We start from the raw sequence: 24372 nt of genomic DNA, 5'->3' as shown, positions 1-24372 counted from the left end.
GCCCGGCAAACATCACCGCGCGCGCGGCCCCGGACGGCGCCCCGGCGGGGCGCCCGGCGCCCCGGTCGGGACCCCGCGCCACCGGGCGCCCGTGGAGAGCAAGCCCGTCCGGCCGGGCCCCGGGCGTCAGCTCATGCGCAGCGCCAGGAAGAAGTCCAGCTTGTCCTCAAGGCGCGACAGGTCACGGCCCGTCAACTGCTCGATGCGGCCCACGCGGTAGCGCAGCGTGTTGACGTGCAGGTGCAGCCGGGTCGCGCAGCGCGTCCACGAGCCGTCGCAGTCGAGGAACGCCTCCAGGGTGGGGATGAGTTCCGCCCGGTGCCTGCGGTCGTACTCCCGCAGCGGGTCGAGGAGGCGTGCGGTGAACGCGCGGCGCACGTCGTCCGGCACGAAGGGGAGCAGCAGTACGTGCGAGGCCAGCTCCTGATGGCCCGCCGCGCAGACCCGGCCGGGGCGCGCGGCGGCGACCCGGCGGGCGTGCCGGGCCTCCTCCAGGGCGCCGCGCAGGCCCTCGGCGGAGTGCACGGACGCGCTGACGCCGAGCGTGAGGCGGCCGTCGTCGCCGAGGCCCGCCGACAGCGGGTCCCGCACGGCGGCGAGCAGCGCGTCGGCGAGCAGCCCCGCCTCGGTGCCCAGGGCGCCGTCGGGGTCGGTGGGCAGCGCGGGCAGCGGCACGAGCGCGATGGCCTCGTCGCCGGTGTGGGCGACGGCGATCCGGTCGGAGGGGTCGGGCCCGGCGGTGGCCGGGTCGACGAGGATCTCCTCGAGCAGGGCCTGGGCGACGGGCCCGCCCTCGACCGGGGACGCGACGGAGCCCGAGGGTCCGGCGGCGCCCGAGGACACGGCCGCGCCAGGGGACCCGGCCGCGCCCCCGTCAGCGCCCCCGTCCCACTCGACCCGCGCCACCACCACCTGCCAGTGCGGCGCCGCCCCGAGCCCCGGCAGCAGCACCGGCGCCGCGACCCGCAGCCGCGCCGCGATCTCGGCGGGCGCGGCACCCGTCTGGACCAGTTCGAGCACTTCCTGGGCGAGACGGCGGCGCACGGTGCGGGCCGCGTCCCTGCGGTCGCGCTCCACGGCGATGAGCTGGGTGACGCCCTGGAGCAGGTCCAGGCGCTCCTCGGGCCAGTCGCCCGCGTCGGCCTCGACGGCCAGCAGCCAGTCGGACAGCACGGTCTCGCGCACGTCCCCGGCGGCGCCCGCCGCGCCGCGCCCGCTGGAGCGGATGGGGAACAGGGAGTACGTCGTCCCGTCCACGCTCACCCGGTGCGGGCCGCGCCGTCCGGTGCGGGCGGCGGCCAGGTGCTCGCCCGCGAGGCGCGCGCGCACCGGCGCGGGCAGGCCGGGGCCCGCCGTGGTGGCCCCGGCGATGGCCCGGCCGACGGGGGAGAGCACCCAGGCCCGCAGGTCCAGGTCGGAGCCGAGCAGGTCGAGGACCACGTCGGGGCCGCCGCCCGCCGGTCCCGAGGTCATCAGGCGGCGGTGGCGGTCCACCACCGCCGCGAGGTCCCCGGCGCGCTCGCCGGACACCTGCCGTACGACGTGCTCGGTGATCGTCGCGAACGCCACCGACTCGTTGACGGCGAACAGCGGAAGCCGGTGGCGCGCGCACGCCTCCACCAGGTCCTCGGGGACGTCGCCCAGCTCTGCCTCACCGGCGGCCAGCGCGGCGACCCCGGCGGTGGTGAGGATCCGTACGAACGGCTCGCTGTCGGCGGCGTCCCGGCGCCAGGCGAGACCGGTGAGCACCAGCTCGCCGCCCGCCAGATACCGGCTCGGGTCGCGCAGATCGGTGGTCATCACGCCCCGCACGCCGCGGTCCAGCTCGTCCTCGCCGCCGAGGAGCCTCAGGCCCAGGGCGTCGGTGTCAAGGAGTGCGCGCAGCCGCATGGTGTCGTCGCCGCCGATCTGTCTCGATTTCACGTGGGGCAGGCCGCACCGGACGCTCCGGCGGCCGGGGCCCTGGGAAGGGCTGGATGGTTTCCAGGGGGATTCCGCGAGGTTTCCGGGGCCCGTTCTTCATACGAATCTACAAGACGACCGGCGTGGCCAGCCAACTCCTTCATGGTTTCGGTGACTGACCCCGTGGGAGGGGCGGGCGGTGTACTGGCCCCACTCCGCGTTGACAGGACATGAACGAGCAGTCGAGAGGCGAGCGGCCCACCTGGCCGGATCCATCGCCTCCGCCCGGCGGCCGAGCCTCCCGCCCCACCCGAGGGCGGGCGGCCGCCGCCGTGTGACGGGGCACGGGCCTGACCGGGCCCGACCGGACCGGCCCTGACCCGGTGCTGGCGGAGCACGAGCACCGGGCGCGCCCCGTGAGCACGACCGGCGCGTACGACCACCAAGCGCGATCATCAAGCACGACGGCCACAACGATCACCGGCACGACTCCCGAGTACGACCCCTGAGTACGACTTCCGAGTACGACCCCCGAGTACGACTCCCGAGCACGACGTCCGGCCGCGACGCCCGACCGCGACGTCCACGCACGACGCCCGACCGCGACGCCCGCGCACTACGCCCGCGCACCACGTCCGCGCACCACGTCCACGCACGACTTCCGCGTACGACTACGAACACGAAGAGAGAGCCGCTCATGGACTTCCTTCGCCCCGCCACCTGGGAGGAGGCGCTCGCCGCGAAGGCCGCGCACCCCACGGCAGTGCCGATCGCGGGTGGCACCGACGTCATGGTCGAGATCAACTTCGACCACCGCCGCCCGGAGTACCTGCTCGACCTGGGCCGCATCGGTGAGCTGCGGGAGTGGGAGGCCGGTGAGGACACCGTCCGGCTCGGCGCCTCCGTTCCGTACGCGCACATCATGGAGCACCTGCGGGCCGAGCTGCCGGGCCTGGCGCTCGCCTCGCACACGGTCGCCTCGCCGCAGATCCGCAACCGCGGCGGCGTCGGCGGCAACCTCGGCACCGCCTCCCCGGCCGGGGACGCCCACCCGGCGCTGCTCGCCGCTGGGGCCGAGGTCGAGGCGCAGTCCGTGCGCGGCACCCGCATGATCCCCATCGACGCCTTCTACACGGGCGTGAAGCGCAACGCCCTCGCCGCCGACGAGCTGATCCGGGCGGTGCACATCAAGAAGGCGGACGGGCCGCAGCAGTACGCGAAGGTCGGCACCCGCAACGCCATGGTGATCGCGGTCTGCGCCTTCGGCATCGCCCTGCACCCCGGGACCCGCACCGTGCGCACCGGCATCGGCTCCGCCGCCCCCACCCCGATCCGCGCGACGGCCGCCGAGGAGTTCCTGAACGCGGCCCTGGAGGAGGGCGGCTTCTGGGAGAGCCGGAAGATCATCACCCCGTCGGTCGCCAAGCGGTTCGCCGAGCTGGTCTCCGGCGCCGCCAACCCCATCGACGACGTCCGCGGCACGGCGAGCTACCGCCGTCACGCCGTCGGCATCATGGCCCGCCGCACGCTCGGCTGGACCTGGGAGTCCTATCGCGGCACCGGCCGCGGCACGGAGGGAGTCGCGTAATGCGTGTCCACTTCACGGTCAACGGCCGTCCGCAGGAAGCCGACGACGTGTGGGAGGGCGAGTCCCTGCTGTACGTGCTGCGCGAGCGGCTAGGCCTGCCCGGCTCCAAGAACGCCTGCGAGCAGGGCGAGTGCGGCTCCTGCACGGTCCGCCTCGACGGCGTGCCCGTGTGTTCCTGCCTGGTCGCCGCCGGGCAGGTGGAGGGCCGCGAGGTCGTCACCGTCGAGGGCCTCGCCGACTTCGCCAAGCGGCGCGCGGAGCGCGGGAGTTGCGCCTCCGGTGCCTGCGGCTCGCCGGGCACGTCGCTCCAGGACGCCCAGCAGTGGTCCGCCAAGGGCACCGACTCGCAGACCGGCGAGGGCGCCGAACTGGCGCCGATCCAGCAGGCGTTCATCGACGCGGGCGCCGTGCAGTGCGGCTTCTGCACCCCGGGCCTGCTGGTCGCCGCCGACGAGATGCTGGAGCGCAACCCCCAGCCCAGCGACGCCGACATCCGCGAGGCCCTGTCCGGCAACCTGTGCCGCTGCACCGGCTACGAGAAGATCCTGGACGCGGTCCGCCTCGCCGCCGCGCGCCGGACCGAGGAGGTCTGAGGACATGGGCACCAACGGCGCTCCCACCAAGCTCACCCAGGGCTCCCCGACCAAGGGCGGCATCGGCGAGTCCACGCTCCGCCCCGACGGCACCCTCAAGGTCACCGGCGAGTTCGCCTACTCGTCCGACATGTGGCACGAGGACATGCTGTGGGGCCAGATCCTGCGCTCCACCGTCGCGCACGCCGAGATCGTCTCCATCGACACCTCCGAGGCTCTCGCCCAGGCGGGCGTGTACGCCGTCCTCACGTACGACGACCTGCCCGCGGACGTCAAGCACTACGGCCTGGAGCTCCAGGACACCCCGGTGCTCGCGCACGGCAAGGTCCGCCACCACGGCGAGCCCGTGGCCCTGGTCGCCGCCGACCACCCGGAGACCGCGCGCCGCGCCGCCGCCAAGATCAAGGTCGAGTACCGAGAATTGCCCGTCATCACCGACGAGGCCAGCGCCCTCGCGCCGGACGCGGTCCTGGTCCACGAGCACCGCGACGACGAGTACGCGGAGATCGTCCCGCACCAGAACATCGTGCACCGCCAGCCCATCGTGCGCGGCGACGCGGCCGCGGCCGCCGAGCGGGCCGATGTCGTCGTCACCGGCGAGTACACGTTCGGCATGCAGGACCAGGCCTTCCTCGGCCCCGAGTCCGGCCTCGCGGTGCCCGCCGAGGACGGCGGCGTCGACCTCTACATCGCCACCCAGTGGCTGCACAAGGACCTGGACCAGATCGCGCCCGTCCTCGGCCTGCCCAAGGACAAGGTCCGCATGACGCTGTCCGGCGTCGGCGGGGCCTTCGGCGGCCGCGAGGACATCTCGATGCAGATCCACGCCTGCCTGCTCGCGCTGCGCACCGGCAAGCCCGTGAAGATCGTCTACAACCGCTTCGAGTCCTTCTTCGGCCATGTCCACCGCCACCCCGCGAAGCTGTTCTACGAGCACGGGGCCACGCGCGACGGCAAGCTGACACACGTGAAGTGCCGCATCGTCCTCGACGGCGGCGCCTACGCGTCGGCGTCCCCGGCGGTCGTCGGCAACGCCTCATCGCTGTCCGTGGGCCCGTACGCCGTCGACGACGTGGACATCGAGGCCCTCGCCCTCTACACCAACAACCCGCCCTGCGGCGCGATGCGCGGCTTCGGCGCGGTCCAGGCGTGCTTCGCCTACGAGGCGCAGATGGACAAGCTGGCGGCCGAACTCGGCCTGGACCCGGTGGAGTTCCGGCAACTGAACGCCATGGAGCAGGGCACGCTCCTGCCGACCGGGCAGGTCGTGGACTCCCCGGCGCCGGTCGCCGAGATCCTGCGCCGCGTCAAGGCCCGGCCGCTGCCGCCCGAGCGCCAGTGGGAGACCACCGAGGGCGCCGACGTGCGCCAGCTGCCCGGCGGCCTGTCCAACACCACGCACGGCGAGGGCGTCGTGCGGGGCGTCGGCTACGCCGTCGGCATCAAGAACGTCGGCTTCTCCGAGGGATTCGACGACTACTCGACGGCCCGGGTGCGGATGGAGGTCGTCGGCGGCGAGCCCGTCGTGACCGTGCACACCGCGATGGCCGAGGTCGGCCAGGGCGGTGTCACCGTGCACGCGCAGATCGCCCGCACCGAACTCGGCGTCGCCCAGGTGACCATCCACCCGGCCGACACCCAGGTGGGCAGCGCCGGTTCGACGTCCGCGTCCCGGCAGACGTACGTCACCGGCGGCGCCGTCAAGAACTCCTGCGAGGCCGTGCGCGAGAAGGTCCTGGAGCTGGGCCGCCGCAAGTTCGGCACCCACCACCCGGCGTGGGCCACCACCGAACTCCTCCTGGAGGGCGGCAAGGTCGTCACCGACGGCGGTGAGGTCCTGGCCGACCTCGTCGACGTACTCGAAGACGACGCCGTCGACATCGAGCTGGAGTGGCGCCACCGGCCCACCCAGCCCTTCGATCTGATCACCGGTCAGGGCAACGGGCACGTCCAGTACTCCTTCGCCGCGCACCGCGCCGTCGTCGAGGTCGACACCGAACTCGGCCTGGTCAAGGTCATCGAGCTGGCCTGCGCGCAGGACGTCGGCAAGGCGCTCAACCCGCTGTCGGTGGTCGGCCAGATCCAGGGCGGCACCACGCAGGGCCTGGGCGTCGCCGTCATGGAGGAGATCGTCGTCGACCCGAAGACCGCGAAGGTCAAGAACCCCTCCTTCACGGACTATCTGATCCCCACCATCCTCGACACGCCGACCATCCCCGTCGACGTCCTCGAACTCGCCGACGAGCACGCCCCGTACGGCCTGCGCGGCGTCGGTGAGGCCCCCACCCTGTCCTCCACCCCGGCGGTCCTCGCCGCCATCCGCGCGGCGACGGGCCTGGAGCTGAACAGGACGCCGGTCCGCCCGGAGCACATCACGGGCACGGCCTGACCCCACCGCCGCCCCGAAGGGCGGGCCCCGCCGCCGGGCGACCATCCACCCGGCGGCCCCGGGTGGTGCTGGGCAACCCCCGCCCCACTGGCCCCCAGCCCGCCCCCCACTCAAGTCCCGTACCAAGACCACACCCAGGACCACACTCGGGCCGTCCCCGGGTCGTGCGCACCCACCCCAAATCCCGCGGTCACCCGCGGGTGCCCCTATGAACCTTGGGAGTAGGCACCATGACCCAGCAGTCAGTGGAGCCCAAGACCACCGCGGAGGACGCGGGCCCCGGCTCGCGCGTCCCCGCCGGGCGGTCTTGGCTCGACCGGTACTTCCACATATCCCCACGGGGATCGACGGTCGCCAGAGAGGTCCGCGGCGGCATCACCACGTTCATGGCGATGGCGTACATCGTCCTGCTCAACCCGCTGATCCTGTCCGGCAAGGACGCGGCGGGCGACACCATGGGCCAGAAGGCCCTGATCACCGCGACGGCCCTGGCCGCGGCCGTCACCACCCTGCTCATGGGCTTCATCGGCAAGGTGCCGCTCGCCCTGGCCGCCGGGCTCTCCGTGTCCGGCGTGATCGCCTCGCAGGTCGCGCCGGAGATGACCTGGCCGCAGGCGATGGGCATGTGCGTGATGTACGGCGGCGTCATCATGCTCCTGGTGGTCACCGGGCTCCGCGAGATGATCATGAACGCGATTCCGCTGGCCCTGAAGCACGCCATCACCATGGGCATCGGCATGTTCATCGCCATCATCGGCCTGGTCAAGGGCGGCTTCGTGCACCAGGGCAAGGCCACCCCGCTCACCCTCGGCCCCACCGGTGAACTCGCGGGCTGGCCCGTGCTGTTGTTCGCGGGCACCCTGCTGCTGATCTTCATGCTCCAGGCCCGGGAGACGCCCGGCGCGATCCTCATCGGCATCGTCACCGGCACCGTCGTGGCGGTGGCCCTGAACGCGATGGACGTCATCGACCCCGAGCAGTGGGCCAACGGCGCCCCGGAGTTGCACGGCGGCGCGGTGTCGGCCCCGGACTTCTCGCTGTTCGGCGACGTCGAGTTCGGCGGCTGGGGCGAGGTCGGCGCGATGACCGTCGGCATGATCGTCTTCACCCTGGTCCTGGCGGGCTTCTTCGACGCCATGGCCACCATCATCGGCGTCGGCAGCGAGGCGGGCCTCGCCGACGACAAGGGCCGCATGCCCGGCCTGTCCAAGGCGCTGTTCATCGACGGCGCGGGCGGCGCGATCGGCGGCGTCGCGGGCGGCTCCGGGCAGACCGTGTTCGTGGAGTCCGCGACCGGCGTCGGCGAGGGCGCCCGCACGGGCCTCGCCTCCGTGGTGACGGGACTATTCTTCGCCGCCTGCTTGTTCTTCACCCCGGTGACCGCGATCGTCCCGCAGGAGGTCGCGTCCGCCGCGCTCGTCGTCATCGGCGCGATGATGATGATGAACGCCCGGCACGTGGACTGGGCCGACCGCGCCACGGCCATCCCGGTCTTCCTGACCGTGGTGCTCATGCCGTTCACGTACACCATCACCACCGGTGTCGCGGCGGGCGTCGTCGCCTGGGTCGCCATCAAGGTGGCGCAGGGCAGGGCACGGGAGATCGGGGCCTTCATGTGGGGCCTGGCCGCGGTCTTCCTCGTGTACTTCGCCCTGAACCCCATCGAGGGGTGGCTGGGCGTCCACTGAGCACAGCCGACCGTGACGCACGTACCGTAGTCGAGGAGGCCGACATGCTGGACATCGCCGAGGAACTGCACCGGTGGGTCGGGCAGGGACGTGACTTCGCCGTCGCCACCGTGGTGGCGGTCGGCGGCAGCGCGCCCCGCCAGCCCGGCGCGGCCCTCGCCGTCGACGCCGACGGCGCGGCGATCGGCTCGGTCTCCGGGGTGTGTCGAGGGCGCGGTCTACGCACTGTGCCAGCAGGTCCTGGACGACGGCGAGCCCGTCGTCGAACGCTTCGGCTACAGCGACGACGACGCCTTTGCCGTGGGCCTGACCTGCGGCGGCGTCATCGACATCCTGGTCACGCCGGTCCGCGCGGACGATCCCGCGCGGCCGGTGTACGCCGCCGCGCTCGCCGCCGCCTCCCGCGGCGAGGCGGCGGCGGTCGCCCGGATCACCTCGGGCCCGCCGGACCTCGTGGGCCGCCCGCTGCTTGTGCGGGGGGCCGTCGACGCCGCGTACGGGGCCGACGGCTCGGAAGGCCGCTCCGAGGGCCCCGCGGGCGAGGACCCCGGCTTCGACGGCGGCCTCGGCGGCCACCCCGAGCTGGACCGCACCGTCGCGGCGGAGGCCCGGGCGATGCTCGACGCCGGGCGCACCGGCACCGTCGAGATCGGCGCGGACGGCTCCCGCTGCGGGCAGCCGATCACCGTGCTCGTGGAGTCCTCCGTACCCCCGCCCCGGATGATCGTCTTCGGCGCCATCGACTTCGCGGCGGCCCTGGTGCGGGCCGGGAAGTTCCTCGGCTACCACGTCACCGTCTGCGACGCGCGGCCCGTCTTCGCCACGCCCGCGCGCTTCCCGGACGCCGACGAGATCGTGGTCCGCTGGCCGCACGAGTACCTGGCCGACACCGACGTCGACGCCCGCACCGTCCTGTGCGTCCTGACGCACGACGCCAAGTTCGACATCCCGCTGCTGCGGCTCGCCCTGCGCCTGCCCGTCGCGTACGTCGGCGCCATGGGCTCGCGCCGCACCCACCTGGACCGCAACGAGCGGCTGCGCGCCGTCGGCGTCACCGAACTCGAACTGGCCCGCCTGCGCTCACCCATCGGCCTGGACCTGGGCGCCCGCACCCCCGAGGAGACCGCCCTCTCCATCGCGGCGGAGATCGTGGCGACCCGCCGAGGCGGCTCCGGCCGCTCCCTGACCGGAGCCCACACCCCCATCCACCACGACGGCCCCCACCACGGCATCGGCTCGGTGGCCTGACGCCCCTCGACGTCGGCGGTTCGTGGCCCGTGGATGCCTCAGCGCTGCCGCCGATCAGGAGCCCCGATCAGTTCCCGAGGGCGGCACGTTACGAGGTGATGAGCCGACTGGTGAAGCCGTCACGGATGAGTCCTTCGTACGCTGCGTGGACGCCGTCCGGGACCTCCTGCTCAAGGGCGAAGCCGAGCTTCGGATACTCGATGACCCGCTGGAGGTCGCCGACGAGCATGTCCAGGACGAGCTTCTCGTCGCCGATGGACTTGAGGTAGTCATCGAACTCCAGTGGCTCAGACGCGCAAAGGATCTCAACGTCGGGCCACAGCTTGCGGGCGGTCGCGAACGATCGGCGTTCCATGTACGGCTTGGAGACCAGCAGCACCGACGCGGGGTGGATGCCGGAAGCGGCCAGGACTTCGCGGGAGAGGGCGATGTTCTGCCCGGTGTTGGTCGCGTTGGGCTCCAGCAGGATCGCGTCGTCGGGGACACCGAGGCCGATGGCGTGCTCGCGGAAGTGGACGGCCTCGCCGCGCGGGAAGACCTGGGCGGTAGTGGGGCTGTTGCCGCCGGTGAACACCAGGTGAGGGAAGAATCCGGCGCGATACAGCTCGGCGGAGTAGGCCGCGACACCGAGGTCATGGCTGCCCAGACCAATAGCCACGTCGGCGGGCCGCGGCACGTGGTGCATCTGGTGGTAGTCCCAGATCAGCTTGGCCTGGCGCCACTGGTCTTCGGTGATGGCCCGCTGGTCGTCGCTCACGTGTGTTCTCCCTGGTCACCGCTTGCCGGGGCCGGTCGGCCCCTCGCTCTTGGCCCTGATGCCCTCGATGCTGCGCAATTGGTGCACGAGCCCGTACCGCGCGGCTGTCCTGGCGGCCTGGTCGAGGACAAGGAGCCCATCATCCCGGGTCGCTGGGTCGGAGAGCAGGATGTGGCCGTGAGCGGTGTCCAGCCGCACACGTTGCATCGGTGATGCGGCGGTCCCGCTGCTGCGGGCGATGTCGACGAAGTACAGGGCCTGGGTGAGGTCGCCAGCGCCACGGCGGGCAAGGGCGAGTTTCTGCTGGGCCACCGACCAGTCCTCGGGTTCTTCCAGGTCTTCGAAGGCGCGGGTCGCTGCCTGGATAACGCGGGTCGCATACTCGTGCTGCCCATCCTTGCTCAGTGCGGTCCCCACCCACAGACGGGCGCGGGCTCGATCGCGGTGGGAGAGCCGATCGTCGACGGCGAGGGCCTCGTAGCGGCGAGCGGCGAACTCCAGCTTCCCGGACATCTCCGCCACCACCGCGAGTGACAGGTCGAGCTGAGCAATGCGGCGCGGGATATCGAGCTGAGCGAAGACCGCGCGGGCGCCTACATACGGGTGCTGGGCCGAGAGCGGACCGACCACCGACCCTTGGTCGCGCTTCAGGTCGCCGAGCAGAGCGGTTGAGCGGGCGAGCAAGTACAGACCCTTCTCGTCCAGCTCAGGAGTTCGGAACCGGGCCAGCCAGCGGCTGAGAAGGCTGTCGGCGAGGACGAAGTCCTGCCGGGACAGGGCGATCACGACTCGGTCCAGGTCGTCCGCCCACGACTCGTAGGCCCAGGCCCGGGGACCTGAGGTGGTAACGCGCCGCCGATCAGCGCTCTGCCCTGGACTGCCCATCTCAGACAGGAGCGTTTCGAACCGCAGATGGACCGAGGCGTCCGCACGGCCGAGCGCGGTGTCGAGGATGGCCTGGGTGTCAGGTCTGGGCTCGGTGGCGGCGAGCTTGCTCTCCCATTTGGATACGGTCGCGACAGCCAGACCGAGCTGTTCGGCGAAGGCCCGCACGCTCAGTCGCAGGGCGAGCCGAAGCGCCTTGGCCTCCAGACCAGTCCAGTGGTGCACGGTCGCCACACGTCACTCCCTTCCCTCTGCCATCGAACCACGGACCGGGCGGTGGGCGGACGGAAGTGGAACGCAAGTAGAACAAGCAGTGATTGGCCGGGGGTTGGGCGGCAGCCAAGCTGAGGACGTCGCCACGCGTCGAGCCCTTTGGACGGACACAACAGCATGGAACCCATCACGGAGCATCGCCAGGTCAGCGGCCCGGTCGTCTACGGCTTCCTCAGGCTGGTACGAGTCTCCGCAGCCCGGCAAGCGGCCCTTGCCGCAACGCTCACCGACTACTGCCGCAGCCACGAGCTGCACCTCTCCGGCCTCTTCACGGACCGCGACGCGTTCTCTGGACCCGATTCCGCAGCCTTCGCCGGGCTCCTCGACGTACTGGCTCTGCCAGACGTCTATGGCGTGCTCGTTCCGGCCATGTCGCACCTGGGACCGAGGGCCATAGCTGTTGCGCGCGGACACCGCATCGAGGCGGCTGGTTCCCGTCTGCTGCTCGTCCGTCGCCCTCGCCCCACGCAGTCGTCCGCCTCCGGCAGTGGTCGTGTTCGCCGCCGTACTCCCGGAACCAACCGCGCCTTGAACGCCGAGTCATGAGGACCGGGATGACCGAGACAACGCAGAGGTTCTTCGACGCGAAGCCCGAATCGGTCGGCCGGGCAAGGGCGTTCACTGCGGAGGTCCTGACGGGCTGGGGCGTGGGCCGAGCTGAGGACGTCCGGCTCTGCGTCTCCGAGCTCGCGACAAACGCGGTGGTTCATGGAACTGCCCTGGAGCACGGCTTCCTGGTCAAGCTCGACCTTGACGAGGAGGTCGTACGGCTGGAGGTGCATGACAGCTGCCCCCTGCTTCCCGAGCCCCGCCGCGCGACCGACACGGACCTGTCCGGACGCGGCTTGACGCTGATCGAGGCCCTCGCTGACGACTGGGGAGTCGAGAACCGGGCCCCCATGGGGAAGATCGTCTGGTCCTGCTTCAAGGTCACAAGAGGGGCGACTGCGTGAGTGCAGTCCTCACCCCACACCCTCGGGAAGGCGTGTGCGGTAGCACGTAGCTAGCGCTACACAGAGGGCTGGGAGCGAGCGACTGAGCCTTCGCATCTATCGCCTCAAATCCGCAACTGTCCCCTATGTAACGCCGGTTGACGTGCCATCCGGCGCCTCACTACAACTCCTCCCTGCTTGTCTCCGCTGCCCCAGGAACTCCTGACGCAGCGGTCAGCCATGCCCGCTTTCCCGCTCTCGCAAGAAGACAGGGAGGTAGTCGGCACAGTGAGGATCGATCACCGAAGAGCGCTGGTCGGCGTAGTCGTATCGGCCGTATTAGGGTCCGCCCTGCCGCAGGTCGCCGTCGCGCAGTCGGCGGCCGACGGCAAGGGCGCCGTGACAGCCGACGCCGATCAGGCGCAGGACGAAGACCAAGGCGAAGACCAAGGCGAAGGCGGAGAGCCGCCCAAGAGTGGCGACCCCGCCCCCAGACGTGAGCGCCTCCCCAAGGGGACGAAGGCGCCCGAGGCCAGGCGCGTCAAGGAACTGACGAACGAGCGCACCCCCAGCACCCGCTTCTGGAAGCTGTCCGACGGCCGCGTGCAGGCGGAGATGTCGGCGTTCCCCACCGCCTACAAGGCGGGCAAGCGCTGGCGGCCGATCGACACCGACGTCACGAAGGCGCGCGAACGGCGCGCGGGCGGCACGTACGCGTACGCCAACACCACGAACACGGGCCGCAGTTACTTCGGCTCCGACGCTCGGCGGCTGCTGCGCTACGAGGCGGGGAGCGGCCAGACCGTGACGCTCGGCCTCGACGGCACGGCGGCGCGGCTCACACCCCGCGTCAAGGGCGACCGGGTGACGTACCGCGACCCGAAGTCCGGCGCGGAGCTGCGCTACCGCGTCGGCGTCGGCCAGGTGAAGGAGGACATCGTCCTCGCCAAGCGGCCGAAGAACCCGGTGTCGTTCGCCTTCCGGCTCGACGCGGACGGGCTGCGGCCCAAGCCGCGCCAGGACGGCTCGATCGCGTTCTTCGGCGAGTACTCCCGCCACCCGGTCCTGGTCATCCCGGCGCCCCACATGACGGACGCCCGGAACGCGACCTCGTCGCCGTACGGGAAGACCGGCACCACCAAGGTCCGGCAGAAGCTCACGCGGCACGGCGGCGCGTGGCGGCTCACCGTCACGCCGGACGCGAGCTGGCTGGCGGCGAAGCAGCGCCGCTACCCCGTGGCCATCGACCCCAGCATCACCATCTCGCCGCGGCCCGCGCAGTCCCAGGACGTGATGGTCCTCTCCGACCAGCCGGGTGTGAACTTCAACGCCAACTGGCGCCTGGCGGTGGGCAGGACGGACACCGGTATCGCCCGCTCCTTCCTGAAGTTCCCGCTCGACGAGATCCCCGCAGGCGTCGACATCGACGCGGCCCGGCTCGGCGTCTACTACGACCAGACCCACACCACCAACGGCAACGACGTCACCGTCGAGGCGCACCGGGCCACCGGCGCCTGGGACGAGGCGACCGCCACCTGGGACAAGACCGACAACCTGGTGGGAGAGCTGTCCGGGACGACCGTCCGCCTCGACGACGGCTCAAAGGGCACCGCGGCCGTCGGCGACTGGCCGAAGGAGACCACCACCGGCGGCGACGCCACCAACAACGACTACGTCTACAACAAGAACTCCGCGCGCAACGAGTCGTACACCTGGCAGCCGACGGTCCCCGAGAAGTCCTCGTACCGCGTGGAGGCCCACTTCCCGAAGGCCTCCGACGCCGCCAAGGACGCCCCGTACACGATCACGTACGACGGCGGAACCAAGACCGGCACGGTCGACCAGAACGGCTCCGAGAGCGACTGGAAGTCCGTGACGAGCGGTCAGCTCGACTTCGCCAAGGGCACCGAGGGCAAGGTCGTGCTCGGCGACACGGGTGACGCGGGCAGGCGCAACATCGCCGACTCCGTGCGCCTGGTGAACCCCGCCCAGGTCGTCAAGGACAAGGGCGAGTACAACCAGTGGCACAACTTCCCCGTCAGGGACACCGTCCAGAAGTGGGTCGACGGCACCGCCAACCACGGCTTCGTCCTGAAGGCCAAGGACGAGTCCGCCGACGCGCCCAAGGGCGGCCCGCGCTACGAGCAGGCCGACTACGACTACGGCGGCGAGACCTCCACCTACCCCCGCCTCACCGTCACCTACGGCAAGGTGGGCAGCGCCCTCGACTCCCCGACGGTCGTCCACAGCAACGGCCCCGAGCTGTCGTGGTCGAAGTACACCAACGGCACCGACGACCCCGACCTCGACATCGCCGAGTACCAGATCCACCGCTCCACCCGCGAAGGCTTCGCACCGGACGACTCCACTCTGATCGCCCCGGTGAGCAAGTCCCGCACCACGTTCCGCGACACCACGGCCAGGCCGACGCCCGACAGCAGCCCGAACGAGATCGGGCGCGTCTACTTCTACCAGGTCGCCGTCAAGACCAAGGACGGGCAGCTCCTCGGCTCGCCCGTGCGCATGGTCGGCATCCCCAAGGCCGGGCGCACCATGAAGCTCATCCAGGCGGGCCAGAGCGACACCACCCTGTCCTCCGCCAAGCCGGACACCAACCTGGACGCCCTGCCCTCCTGGGACGTGGGCCAGACGTGGACCAGCGTCGGCAACAACTCCGACACCTACGGAAAGACCCGCGCGGTCCTGAAGTTCCCCACGGACGGCGTCCCGAAGACCGCCACGATCCTGGAGTCCCAGCTCCAGATGTGGGGCTCGGAGACCACCAGCGAGAGCCGCGGCGCGGTCTACGAACTCCACGCCCTCACCCGCGATTTCGACGAGAAGAAGGCCACCTGGAACAAGGCCGACGCCACCAACGAGTGGACCAAGAAGGGCGGTGACTTCTCGTCGACGGTCTCCGACACCGTCCCCGAGATCACCAGCGACGTCGGCCGCCACTGGTGGGACGCCACCTCCCTGACGCAGAAGTGGGTGGACACCCCCAGCAGCAACAAGGGCGCCCTGATCAAGCTGAAGGACGAGTCCGCGAGCGGCGGCCAGGAGCGCACGCTGTTCCTGTCCGCGGAGGCCAGGGACAAGCAGCTGCGTCCGCTGCTGCGCGTCATCTACGTCGACTCCTCCACCGAGTCGACGTACTACGCCGCGAACACCCCGTCCCGTATGACGGAGGGCCTCACCTACACCACGGACGTCGCCGTCACCAACACCACCGACGCGGCCTGGCCCGCCGGTGAGCGTGAGCTGTCGTACCGCTGGACCCTGCCCGACGGCACGGACGCCACCACGGCCGCCAACCAACTGGAGACCGCGCTACCGGCGTTGGCGCCCGGCAAGTCCGCCACCGTCAAGGCCAAGGTGAAGGCCCCGACGGTCGACGACGGCAACGGCCGCGTGGGCCACGTCCTCACCTGGGACGTCCGCGAGAAGGCCTCCGGCACCTGGCTGTCGCAGCGGCCCGGCATCCCCGGCCTCGCCCAGCGCGTCGCCGTCGAGGACTCGGGCACCGCCGACCAGCTGGGCCTGGAGAAGTTCTACGGCTACACCGGCAAGAACACCGGCGCGGGCTCGACCCTGATGTCCCACCTGGCTTCCGGCAACGCCGTCTGGTCGTACGACGCCTTCAGCAACCCCGGCCGCGGCCTCAACACGTTCCTGCGCCTGTCCTACAACTCCCTGGACACCTCCGACAGCACCCTGGGCCACGGCTGGACCGCGCAGGCGTCCGGCCCGCTGCGCCTCGGCGCCCCGCTGGACTTCGAGCCGGACACCAACCCGACCAAGGCGCACCTCACGGACGGCGACGGCACCACCCACGTCTTCCGCAAGGAGTCCGACGGCGGCTGGACGTCCCCGCCGGGCCTGCACTACCGGCTCAAACCCAAGGCGAACGCCACCTGCGCCGCCGACAACGACACGCTCACCGACGCCTGGTCGCTGACCCGCCCCGACGGCACGCGCTTCCTCCTGGACTGCGACGGCTACCTCACGTCCATCGTCGACACCAACGGCAACACCCAGCGCTACGTCTACGAGGAGCGCGTCTCCGAAGGCCGAACGGTCAAGTTCCTCAAGGAGATCCGCGACCCGGCGAACCGCAGGTCGCTGACCGTCGACTTCTACGAGCGCGGCGACGCGACGTACGACTACATCGACGCCAACGGAAAGCCCGCCAAGGGCACCGACCTCACCAACCCGCGGATCTACGACCACGTGAAGTCCCTCAAGGACATCTCGGGCCGCGAGGTCACCTTCCTGTACACCACGAAGGGCCTGCTGGGCCGCGTGGTCGACGGCGACGGCTCGGCCCAGCCGAAGACCTTCGCGTTCTCGTACGACGAGGCCCAGACCAACCGCAACGCCAAGCTCACCAAGGTCACCGACCCGCGCGACCACGGCACGGCCCTGGACTACGGCACCCGCTGGGCCACCAAGTCGATCACGGACCGCCTCGGCGGCACCACCGGCTTCACCTACGCCGCACGCCCCTCCGGCGGCGGCAAGGAGACCAAGGTCACCGACGCCGAGAAGCACACCACGGTCCACGAGACCGACGACCTGGCCCGCCCGGTCAAGGTCGTCAACGCCAAGTCCGAGCAGACGAAGATGACGTGGGACGGCGACCACAACGTCACGCTCCTGGAGGAGAACAACGGCGCGAAGACGGCGTACTGCTACGACGAGAAGACCGGCTACCCGACGTGGGAGCGCTCGGCGGAGGAGAACAAGGACGGTCTGCCGTCCGCCGACGAGTGCGCCCCCAACAAGTACCCCTCCCACGCGGTCCGTTACGAGTACCAGACCCGCGACGACGGCTATGTCGCCGACCTGAAGAAGAAGACGTCGGCGGAGAACCGCGCCTGGCAGTTCACCTACGACACCAAGGGCAACCTCAAGCAGGTCACCGACCCCAAGGGCGTCGCCACACCCGCCTCCGGCGACTACACGACGACGTACGACTATGACGGCTACGGCCAGCTCACGAAGGCCACGGACGCCAACGGCAACGCGACGCTCTACGCCGACTACGTGTCCTCGGGCTACCCGCGCTCGATCACGGACGCGCTGGGCAAGGCGACGAAGACCGAGTACGACTCCCGGGGCCAGGTCACGGCGGTGACGGACGCGCTGGGCAAGAAGACCACGCAGACGTATGACACGTATGGCCGTCCGCTGGTGTCGAAGGTGCCCAAGGACCAGGCGGCGGGGGTCTACATCACCACTCCCGCCCCCGACTACGACGCGAACGACAATGTCACCAAGTCCACGGCACCCAACGGCGCGGTGTCGACGGCCGTCTATGACAAGGCGGACCAGGTCACGGAGGCGACGGCGCCGAAGGACACGGACACCTCGGGCGAGCGGCGCACCCGGTACGCGTACGACAAGGTCGGCAACCTGCTGACGACGACGGAGCCGAAGGGCGTGGCGACGCCGTCGGACCCCGACGACTACGTGACGACAAACGCCTACGACGAGATCTACCAGCTCACCGAGGTCGTCAACGCCAAGAAGGAGAAGGTCAGTTACGTCTACGACGGCGTCGGCAACCCGGTGAAGGTCACTGACCCGAAGAAGAACCAGTCCTCCGACCCCGACGACTACACCACCAAGACGGCCTACGACCTGAACCACCGGGTCGTCACGGTCACGGACGCGGCGGGTAAGACGGTCAAGCGGACCTACGACAAGGACTCCCTGGTCGTCTCCACGACCGACCAGGAGAACAACACCACCAAGAACCACTACGACGAGCGCGGCAAGCTCACGGCGGTGGATGTCCCGCACAAAGACGGCACACTCCGCACGACGAAGTTCGCCTATGACGAGGTCGGCAACCAGATCAAGGTCTTCACGCCGCGCAGCGTCGCCGCCGACCGCGCTGACGCGTTCGTGGCGGAGACCACGTACGACGCCTTGAACCGTCCCGCGCGGCAGATCCAGCCGTACGACCCGCGGGATGGGCGCTACAACCGGAAGGTCTGGACGGAGACGACGTATGACGCGGTGGGCCGGGTGGCGAAGGTCTCCGCACCGCCTTCCGAGGGCGAGCAGACCCGCGTCGACACGACGTACTCCTACTTCGACAACGGCTGGGTGAAGTCGGCGGAGGACGCGTGGGACATCCGCACGCTGTACGACTACAACGAGCTGGGTCAGCAGACGGCCCGTCAGCTCACGTCGGCGGCGGGTTCGTCGAGCCGGACGATGCGGTGGGGGTACTTCCCCGACGGCAAGCTGAAGTCGCTGGACGACGACGGGGCGCCGGTGGGCCGCAACGAGTTGCTGGGGGAGCCGTCGCAGAGGCTGCCGATCCCGAGGTCGGGCACGTACACCGCGTACGCGGACCGGGCCGGTGACGGCAAGGGCTGGATCAAGCTCGGCAGGCAGGAGTACGAGAAGAACGAGTTCGTGACGCTGAAGGCGCAGGGCGCGGCGAAGGTGAAGCTGGTCCGGGACACCGCGGGTGTGGCGGACACGGAGAACAAGCGCTTCGCGTACGCCTATGACGTCAACGGCAACCTCACCTCGATCGACGACAAGTCCACGGGCACGAAGGTCGACGCGTACACGATCTCCTACACCGGGTTGAACCAGGTCGAGAAGGTCGTGGAGGCACTGGCGGGCCAGGAGAAGAAGACGACGTCGTACACCTACGACGCCAACGGCCAGCCGGAGACGCTGAAGCACCCGGATCAGTACGCCAAGTACACCTACGACCTGCGGGAGCTGGTCAAGGAGGTCTCAGTAGGCAAGTCGCCGTCGGACGGATCTCCCAAGATCACGACGTACGACTACACCCCGAGAGGTGAAAAGAAGCAGGAAACGAAGGCCAACAAGAACACGGTCGACTACGCCTACTACCTCGACGGCGCCCTGAAGTCCCAGACGGAGAAGAAGCCCAACGGCACCCTCGTGTCGTCGCACACCTACGCCTATGACCCCAACGGGAACAAGGCGCAGGACGTGGCGAAGAAGATGAACGCGGACGACACGTCGCAGTATCTGTCGTCGACCACGGACTACTCATACGACCCGGCGGACCGCCTGTCGAAGTCCGTCCGCACGGGCGACGGGGCCGGGACGGAGACCTACGTCCACGACGACAACGCCAACGTCGTCTCCCAGACCGTCAAGGGCAAGACGACGACGTTCGGCTACGACCGCAACCGCCTCCTGAAGACGACGTCGGGCGGGGCGGAGGCCTGGTACACCTACGACCCCTTCGGCCGCCAGGAGTCAGTCACCAGCGGCGGCAAGGTCATCGAGCGCAATGTCTACGACGGCTTCGACCGCATCCGCCAGCACGAGAAGGCGGACGAGTCGTCCGGGGCGCTGAAGGCGACGAAGTACGCCTACGACCCCCTGGACCGCACCGCCTCCCGCACGGAGGCCTCCGGCAAGACCACGGACTACACCTACCTCGGCATGTCCGGGGAAGTCCTGGGCGAGGAAGTCGCGGGCAAGCTCACCAAGTCCTACCAGTACAGCCCCTGGGGCGAACGCCTCTCCCAGGTGAAGCACGCAGCTGACGGCGGTGGCGCGTCAGAGGACACCTACTACGGCTACAACAGCCACACCGACGTCGAGACGTTGACCGACAAGGACGGCAACACCAAGTCCACCTACGGCTACACCGCCTACGGCGACAACGCCCCCTCCGACTTCACCGGCATCGACAAACCCACGGCCACCGACCCCACCAAGGAGTCCTACAACCCCTACCGCTTCAACTCCAAACGCTGGGACGCGGCATCCTCCACCTACGACATGGGCTTCCGCGACTACAGCCCCGGCCTCAACCGCTTCCTCACCCGCGACATGTACAACGGCGCCCTCGCCGACATGAACCTGGTGTCCGACCCACTGACCGGCAACCGCTACGCGTTCGCGGGCGGCAACCCGACCACCTTCTTGGAGTTCGACGGCCACGGCTTCGGGATTCCCGGAGTGGACAACGTGCTCGACGGCATGCGCGAGGGGCTGAAGAACGGCTTCAAGGAAGCGGCCAAGGCCGGTACCAAGCTCGCGGGCAAGCGGAATCCGGTGGGCCTGGCCTTCAGCGCTCTCAGAGCCGCCGGAGTCATCGATGACAACCCATGGGACCGGGCTGTGGACCGCGCGGTGGACAGCGCGGTGGACAACCTGGCGGACGCGGTCTTCGGTGAGGACTCCGGAGGTGGGTCCAGAACACGCGGTCAGACGCTTGAGGAGCGCTGTGATGACGAGCCGCGGTCCAAGCGGTACAACTACCAGCCGCTGAAGGACGGGGCTCCTACTGGGGCCACCGCCCTGATCTGCCCGTCGGATCTCAAGCCCGCGAATTCCCGAACTCCTCGTCCAAGGTCCTTGCCCGACCCGCCTGGGTACGTGTCAGCCAAGGATCAGGCAGGGTTGTGGATATTCAATCGATCTCACATCATTGGCGATCGCTTTCATGGCGAGTGGGTGAGAGAGAACGTGTTCACTGGTTACTGGGAGATGAACCAGAAGGCGATGCTGTCCTGCGAGGACGAGATGGCAAAGGCCCTCAGTAATGGTCAACCAGTACTGTATTCCGGCCAGTTGCACTATGGTGATGGCCGTCAGAACCTGCCGACCGGGATCACCATGACGGCTACGACGTCAAGCGGTCGGCTCTTCAACGAGTCCATAGAGAACAGGCCAGGAGAGCAGGTAACCTGTTGAGCGTCCAGCATTTGGAGCAGGAGCTTCCCGAGCTCTTGCGGCATCGTGCGACAGAAACGCGCGCCATCAACTGGGGTGAGATCTCCGCCGAGCTTGGAACGGAGCTTCCAGCGGACTTCAAGGCGCTGTCCGAAGCCTACCCGCCGCTGACCATCGACGAATTCCTCGCGATTCTCATCCCGACCCCTGGAGCAGAGCGCTTCTTCATCTCCGGGGTGCGGAGACTGCTCGATATGCTGAGGCATCGGCGGGATCGAGGGGCGTCGCGCGGGTATGTCCCCTATCCCGAGGAGCATGGTCTGCTGCCCTGGGGGTCGTCCTCGGAAGGGGACATCTTCTACTGGAAGACCTCAGACGGCGGGCCTGATTCATGGACCATTCTCGTGAGCGGGCGCAACGACGACTGGTGTGAGTTCCAGGGGAGCCTCACGGAGTACCTGGCGGGGCTGGTCTCCGGAGCGGTGCCGCCTGACGGGCTGCCGCCGGACTTCCCGGGGCGTACTCCCACGATCGAGTCCGACTGAGACGGCTCGCTGAGACGATCAGCTGAGGCACCCAGGCCATGCCGGGCGGACTGACTGTGGTCCGCCCGGCATTCTCCGTTCCAACATCGTGAAGAACACCATGCGTTCCACGACGGCCACAGGAGCGGCGGCGTGTCGGAGAAGCCTCTGCCTGGAATCGGCCGACGAGGAAATGACAGCACTCCAGAGCGAATGCCTCGAAAACGCGCGGGGGGTGACGGGAGAGTTGCCTGGAGTGTGGCGTCGCGCCAAGTCATGAATGGTGTGGGGCGGAAGACGCGGCCGACCGTGTCGATCCGACTGTGCTGGTGAAGGAGTATTTGGGTGAATGTGTACCTCGATGTGTGGCTCGATGGGGGTGCAGCGGACCGGGCCAGGGCGGTGACGCGTTGGCTCGATACGTGCTGGCGACGTCTCTTCTCGTCGTATTCCCCTTCTGGACCTTTCTGGGTGGCGTCCTTGGCCCGTGGAGAGCACGACCCTCTTGAGCACTTCTCCGCTGGCGTTGAGCAACGAGATCGGTTCTTTGCGGAGCTGGCACAGCCGCACTTTTGGGCGCAGTTATTGTTCGGTGAAGGCGGCGATTCGGGCCGTGTTGTCTGTTCTTCTGCCTATTTTGAGAGTGAATATGTGTCACTTTCAGCCTCGTTGCTATGCGAAGACCATGTGCTGTCTGACGTCGGATTCTGTGCGCAGCTTGTGGAGTGCGTGGCTGAGGCCGCAAGTACCGTGAATCCAACGTTTGGTCGTATCGAGCTAGGCCCATCACTGGACCGATCCAATCTTGATCTGGCTCTTCGGTGCAAACGGCGTACGTTCCTCCCTGAGTCGCGGGAAGTGCTGCGCGGGTACGCGTGGGTGACGGTCTGTCCCGAGGAGCTGGTCGACCGGCTAGGCGGCTGTGAGGGGCTGGCCTCAACCGGAGCTTTCCACCGGGTGATCCCCCTATCCGCCGGGGGCGCGGTACTACAGGCTTCGGAGACGCTGGCAGGCTATTCGGACGAGGTGCTTGAGCGGGTTTTTCGAGCCTTGTCTCCCGTCCTTCCTTCGGGGGCACCCACGCCTCATGTCGCCTTTCCCGATATCCGGTTCTTCCCTGAGGACGCTCGGAGCGCTGATGCTCGCTAACGGGGGCAGGGGTGGCAACGCCAAGTCCACGTAGGGCTGCACCGCCCATGGCGGCACAGCCTGCCGTCGCCCTGATGGACGGAGTCGAGGTGGGCGAGGTAATCCGCCGATTCGGTGGTGCTCCTGGTGCCGCGCGCTTCCGGCCGTGGGCGTTCCGTCAGCCGCTCGCTACGCGGGTACGCCGGTATGGGAAATCCCCTGACGGTGATCGAGGACAACTGCCGTGTGCGACCTGGCGGGTTGGTCTTGGTCTTACATAAGAGGGCGTCTTGCTGGGCGGTAGTGTGGGGGCGTTTTCCGCAGGAATCCTGCCCATCGCCCGTACGAGAGGCGGCATTATGGCCGGTGCCATGCGGTAGCTCTGCACCCAAGTAGGGACGTGCAGCGGCGAGGCGTGTGCGTTGCCCGGCGAGCCCTTGTCGTCCTCGTCCTGGGGCCTGGGCCAGCAGTTCGCGGTCGGGAGGACCTTCAGCAACGGTTCCAGGGCCTGTCCTGAAAGGCGGTCCGCGCCTCGACGTCGACTTCGAGGTCACTGGTGTCAACGAGGTTGAGTATCTCTTCAATGCTATTCCTCCTTGAACTCCGGGAGCCTGGGCGGCGTACGCAATAGAGTTCCACCGTGGATGCCGATGGGGTGCTCCGTGACGTGGACGGTTTCGATTGGGAAGTGGTGGGAGGCTCTGGCCTGCCCAGACGCTCCGTTTGCTTACCTCGCCTGACCAGGAGGTTTTCGAGGACGCGATCTGGGATCTCTATGATCACGTATTGAACGTGGATACGGTGTCTCCGGCAACCGTTCCCGCTGTTCCGTTTATCGCCCGGCTCGCCGCAGCAGGGGTTCGAAGTCCCGCTCTCCTCTACATGCTGGGGCGCATCGCGGCTGCCGATCACGCGGACGATGGCTCGCCCGACGAAGCGCACGCCGCAGTGGTGACACAACTCCCTCTGTTGCTGCCGATGCTCACCCATGACGACGCGGAAGTACGGCAGTTGGCGGTATGGGTAGTCGCTCAATGCCGCGGCTCTGACCTGGCCCCTAAGGCTCTGTGGGCTCGTTGGCGGGAGGAGCGTCATGCCTCTGTCCGGGCCGATCTCGTGTTCGCCCTGGCCCTGCTGGACCCGGCCCGGGCCACCGGTATGGCTGCCGGACTGCTGACCAGCGCCGAGCCCGACAAGGTCCGTATCGCAGCGGTGGCCGTCAGTCTTCGTCTTGGAGGTGCGTGGACCGATGAGGCGAGGGACACGGTGCTGTCCCTCCTGCCCGTTGGCGATCGATTCGGTGAATCTCCATGGATACGTGAGCCACTGGTTGAGATCGTTCACGACGTGGCCGAGCGCGGTGACATCCCGCAGGCGATCGAAATGCTGGAGATTGGCCTGAAGGCGGTCGGCCTGACGGATCCAGCCGCACGCGACGAACTCCTCCTCGCAGCGAAGAGCGTGGGCGACGAGGTCGCCGAGACGCGGGCCCGGATGCTTCCTGTGCTACTTCCCCTGCTGAAAATCCCGGATGAGAGTCAGCGAGTGATGCGGTATCTGCGGGCGTGGTCGGTATTCGGGTGAGGCAGGGTGCTTTTCGGGAAGCCGCGGGGCGTACGGATGATGTTCCGGTCGAGAGGGCACCGGACGCCGAAGAGGACGCTCCTGGCTGATCGTCGCATCCGGTAGGGAGCCGGTCCGACGCGTCCTCTGGGTGCTTCGGCCTGTTCTTGTCGAAGGTGAGTCAGGAGGTTTCTCTCGGCGTCCGACTCAGGAGCCG

Annotated in this window: 12 protein-coding genes and 1 pseudogene; 10 read left to right on the top strand and 3 right to left on the bottom strand. The window is 69.2% G+C overall.

What is annotated here, in order from left to right; genetic code table 11:
* Positions 1-126 precede the first annotated feature (126 nt).
* Positions 127-1923 carry a PucR family transcriptional regulator gene (locus ACOBQU_RS08380; RefSeq protein ID WP_423625411.1) on the bottom strand — a complete coding sequence of 599 codons (1797 nt, stop codon included), beginning with the start codon at positions 1921-1923 and terminating at the stop codon, positions 127-129.
* Positions 1924-2599: 676 nt separating this feature from the next.
* On the opposite strand from ACOBQU_RS08380, the gene ACOBQU_RS08375 reads away from it, so the two are divergent.
* From ACOBQU_RS08375 to ACOBQU_RS08355, 5 genes and pseudogenes are all read left to right on the top strand, one after another.
* A complete protein-coding gene (locus tag ACOBQU_RS08375) occupies positions 2600-3490 on the top strand; it encodes an FAD binding domain-containing protein (RefSeq protein WP_423625409.1) in 891 nt (296 codons plus the stop codon).
* Positions 3490-4083, top strand: a complete 594-nt coding sequence (locus tag ACOBQU_RS08370; RefSeq protein ID WP_423625407.1) for a (2Fe-2S)-binding protein — start codon at positions 3490-3492, stop codon at positions 4081-4083. The genes ACOBQU_RS08375 and ACOBQU_RS08370 overlap by 1 nt, the downstream gene beginning before the upstream one ends.
* 4 nt (positions 4084-4087) lie before the next feature.
* Positions 4088-6472 (top strand): xanthine dehydrogenase family protein molybdopterin-binding subunit, encoded by a 2385-nt coding sequence (locus ACOBQU_RS08365; protein WP_423625405.1) that lies wholly within the window; start codon positions 4088-4090, stop codon positions 6470-6472.
* Positions 6473-6702: 230 nt separating this feature from the next.
* Entirely contained in the window at positions 6703-8160 is a 1458-nt protein-coding gene (locus ACOBQU_RS08360; protein ID WP_423625404.1) for an NCS2 family permease, read from the top strand.
* Between the two features lie 44 nt (positions 8161-8204).
* A pseudogene (locus ACOBQU_RS08355) lies at positions 8205-9408 on the top strand (XdhC family protein).
* 88 nt (positions 9409-9496) lie between these two features.
* On the opposite strand, the gene ACOBQU_RS08350 reads toward ACOBQU_RS08355, so the two are convergent.
* Both ACOBQU_RS08350 and ACOBQU_RS08345 read right to left on the bottom strand, forming a co-directional pair.
* Positions 9497-10165, bottom strand: a complete 669-nt coding sequence (locus ACOBQU_RS08350) for a YdcF family protein (RefSeq protein ID WP_423625402.1) — start codon at positions 10163-10165, stop codon at positions 9497-9499.
* A gap of 15 nt (positions 10166-10180) precedes the next feature.
* Positions 10181-11284 (bottom strand): helix-turn-helix domain-containing protein, encoded by a 1104-nt coding sequence (locus ACOBQU_RS08345; RefSeq protein WP_423625400.1) that lies wholly within the window; start codon positions 11282-11284, stop codon positions 10181-10183.
* A 156-nt stretch (positions 11285-11440) separates the two neighbouring features.
* Here ACOBQU_RS08345 and ACOBQU_RS08340 point away from each other — a divergent pair, with 156 nt between their 5' ends.
* The 5 genes from ACOBQU_RS08340 (at position 11441) to ACOBQU_RS08320 (ending at position 24176) form a co-directional block, all read left to right on the top strand.
* Positions 11441-11869: a hypothetical protein gene (locus ACOBQU_RS08340; protein WP_423625398.1), complete on the top strand. Its 429-nt coding sequence runs from the start codon at positions 11441-11443 to the stop codon at positions 11867-11869.
* An 8-nt stretch (positions 11870-11877) separates the two neighbouring features.
* Positions 11878-12276, top strand: coding sequence for an ATP-binding protein (locus ACOBQU_RS08335; protein ID WP_423625396.1), 399 nt, complete (start codon positions 11878-11880; stop codon positions 12274-12276).
* 1272 nt (positions 12277-13548) lie between these two features.
* Positions 13549-20961, top strand: coding sequence for a DNRLRE domain-containing protein (locus ACOBQU_RS08330; RefSeq protein WP_423634343.1), 7413 nt, complete (start codon positions 13549-13551; stop codon positions 20959-20961).
* An 11-nt stretch (positions 20962-20972) separates the two neighbouring features.
* Positions 20973-21485, top strand: a complete 513-nt coding sequence (locus tag ACOBQU_RS08325; protein WP_423625394.1) for a hypothetical protein — start codon at positions 20973-20975, stop codon at positions 21483-21485.
* A gap of 1830 nt (positions 21486-23315) precedes the next feature.
* On the top strand, positions 23316-24176 hold the full coding sequence (locus ACOBQU_RS08320; protein WP_423625392.1) for a HEAT repeat domain-containing protein: 861 nt from the start codon (positions 23316-23318) through the stop codon (positions 24174-24176).
* Positions 24177-24372: the final 196 nt, after the last annotated feature.

Origin of the sequence: Streptomyces sp. G45, assembly GCF_049542095.1 — a bacterium.
In the GTDB taxonomy this organism is placed as follows: domain Bacteria; phylum Actinomycetota; class Actinomycetes; order Streptomycetales; family Streptomycetaceae; genus Streptomyces.
The sequence above is the reverse complement of the archived record's forward strand: the minus strand, read 5'-3'. Positions and strand labels throughout refer to the sequence as shown.

What these genes read in the sequence shown, in the direction of transcription:
- ACOBQU_RS08375 (WP_423625409.1), top strand. Translation starts at nt 2,600, where the DNA reads ATGGACTTCCTTCGCCCCGCCACCTGGGAGGAGGCGCTCGCCGCGAAG.
- ACOBQU_RS08370 (WP_423625407.1), top strand. Translation starts at nt 3,490, where the DNA reads ATGCGTGTCCACTTCACGGTCAACGGCCGTCCGCAGGAAGCCGACGAC.
- ACOBQU_RS08365 (WP_423625405.1), top strand. Translation starts at nt 4,088, where the DNA reads ATGGGCACCAACGGCGCTCCCACCAAGCTCACCCAGGGCTCCCCGACC.
- ACOBQU_RS08360 (WP_423625404.1), top strand. Translation starts at nt 6,703, where the DNA reads ATGACCCAGCAGTCAGTGGAGCCCAAGACCACCGCGGAGGACGCGGGC.
- ACOBQU_RS08340 (WP_423625398.1), top strand. Translation starts at nt 11,441, where the DNA reads ATGGAACCCATCACGGAGCATCGCCAGGTCAGCGGCCCGGTCGTCTAC.
- ACOBQU_RS08335 (WP_423625396.1), top strand. Translation starts at nt 11,878, where the DNA reads ATGACCGAGACAACGCAGAGGTTCTTCGACGCGAAGCCCGAATCGGTC.
- ACOBQU_RS08330 (WP_423634343.1), top strand. Translation starts at nt 13,549, where the DNA reads ATGGTCCTCTCCGACCAGCCGGGTGTGAACTTCAACGCCAACTGGCGC.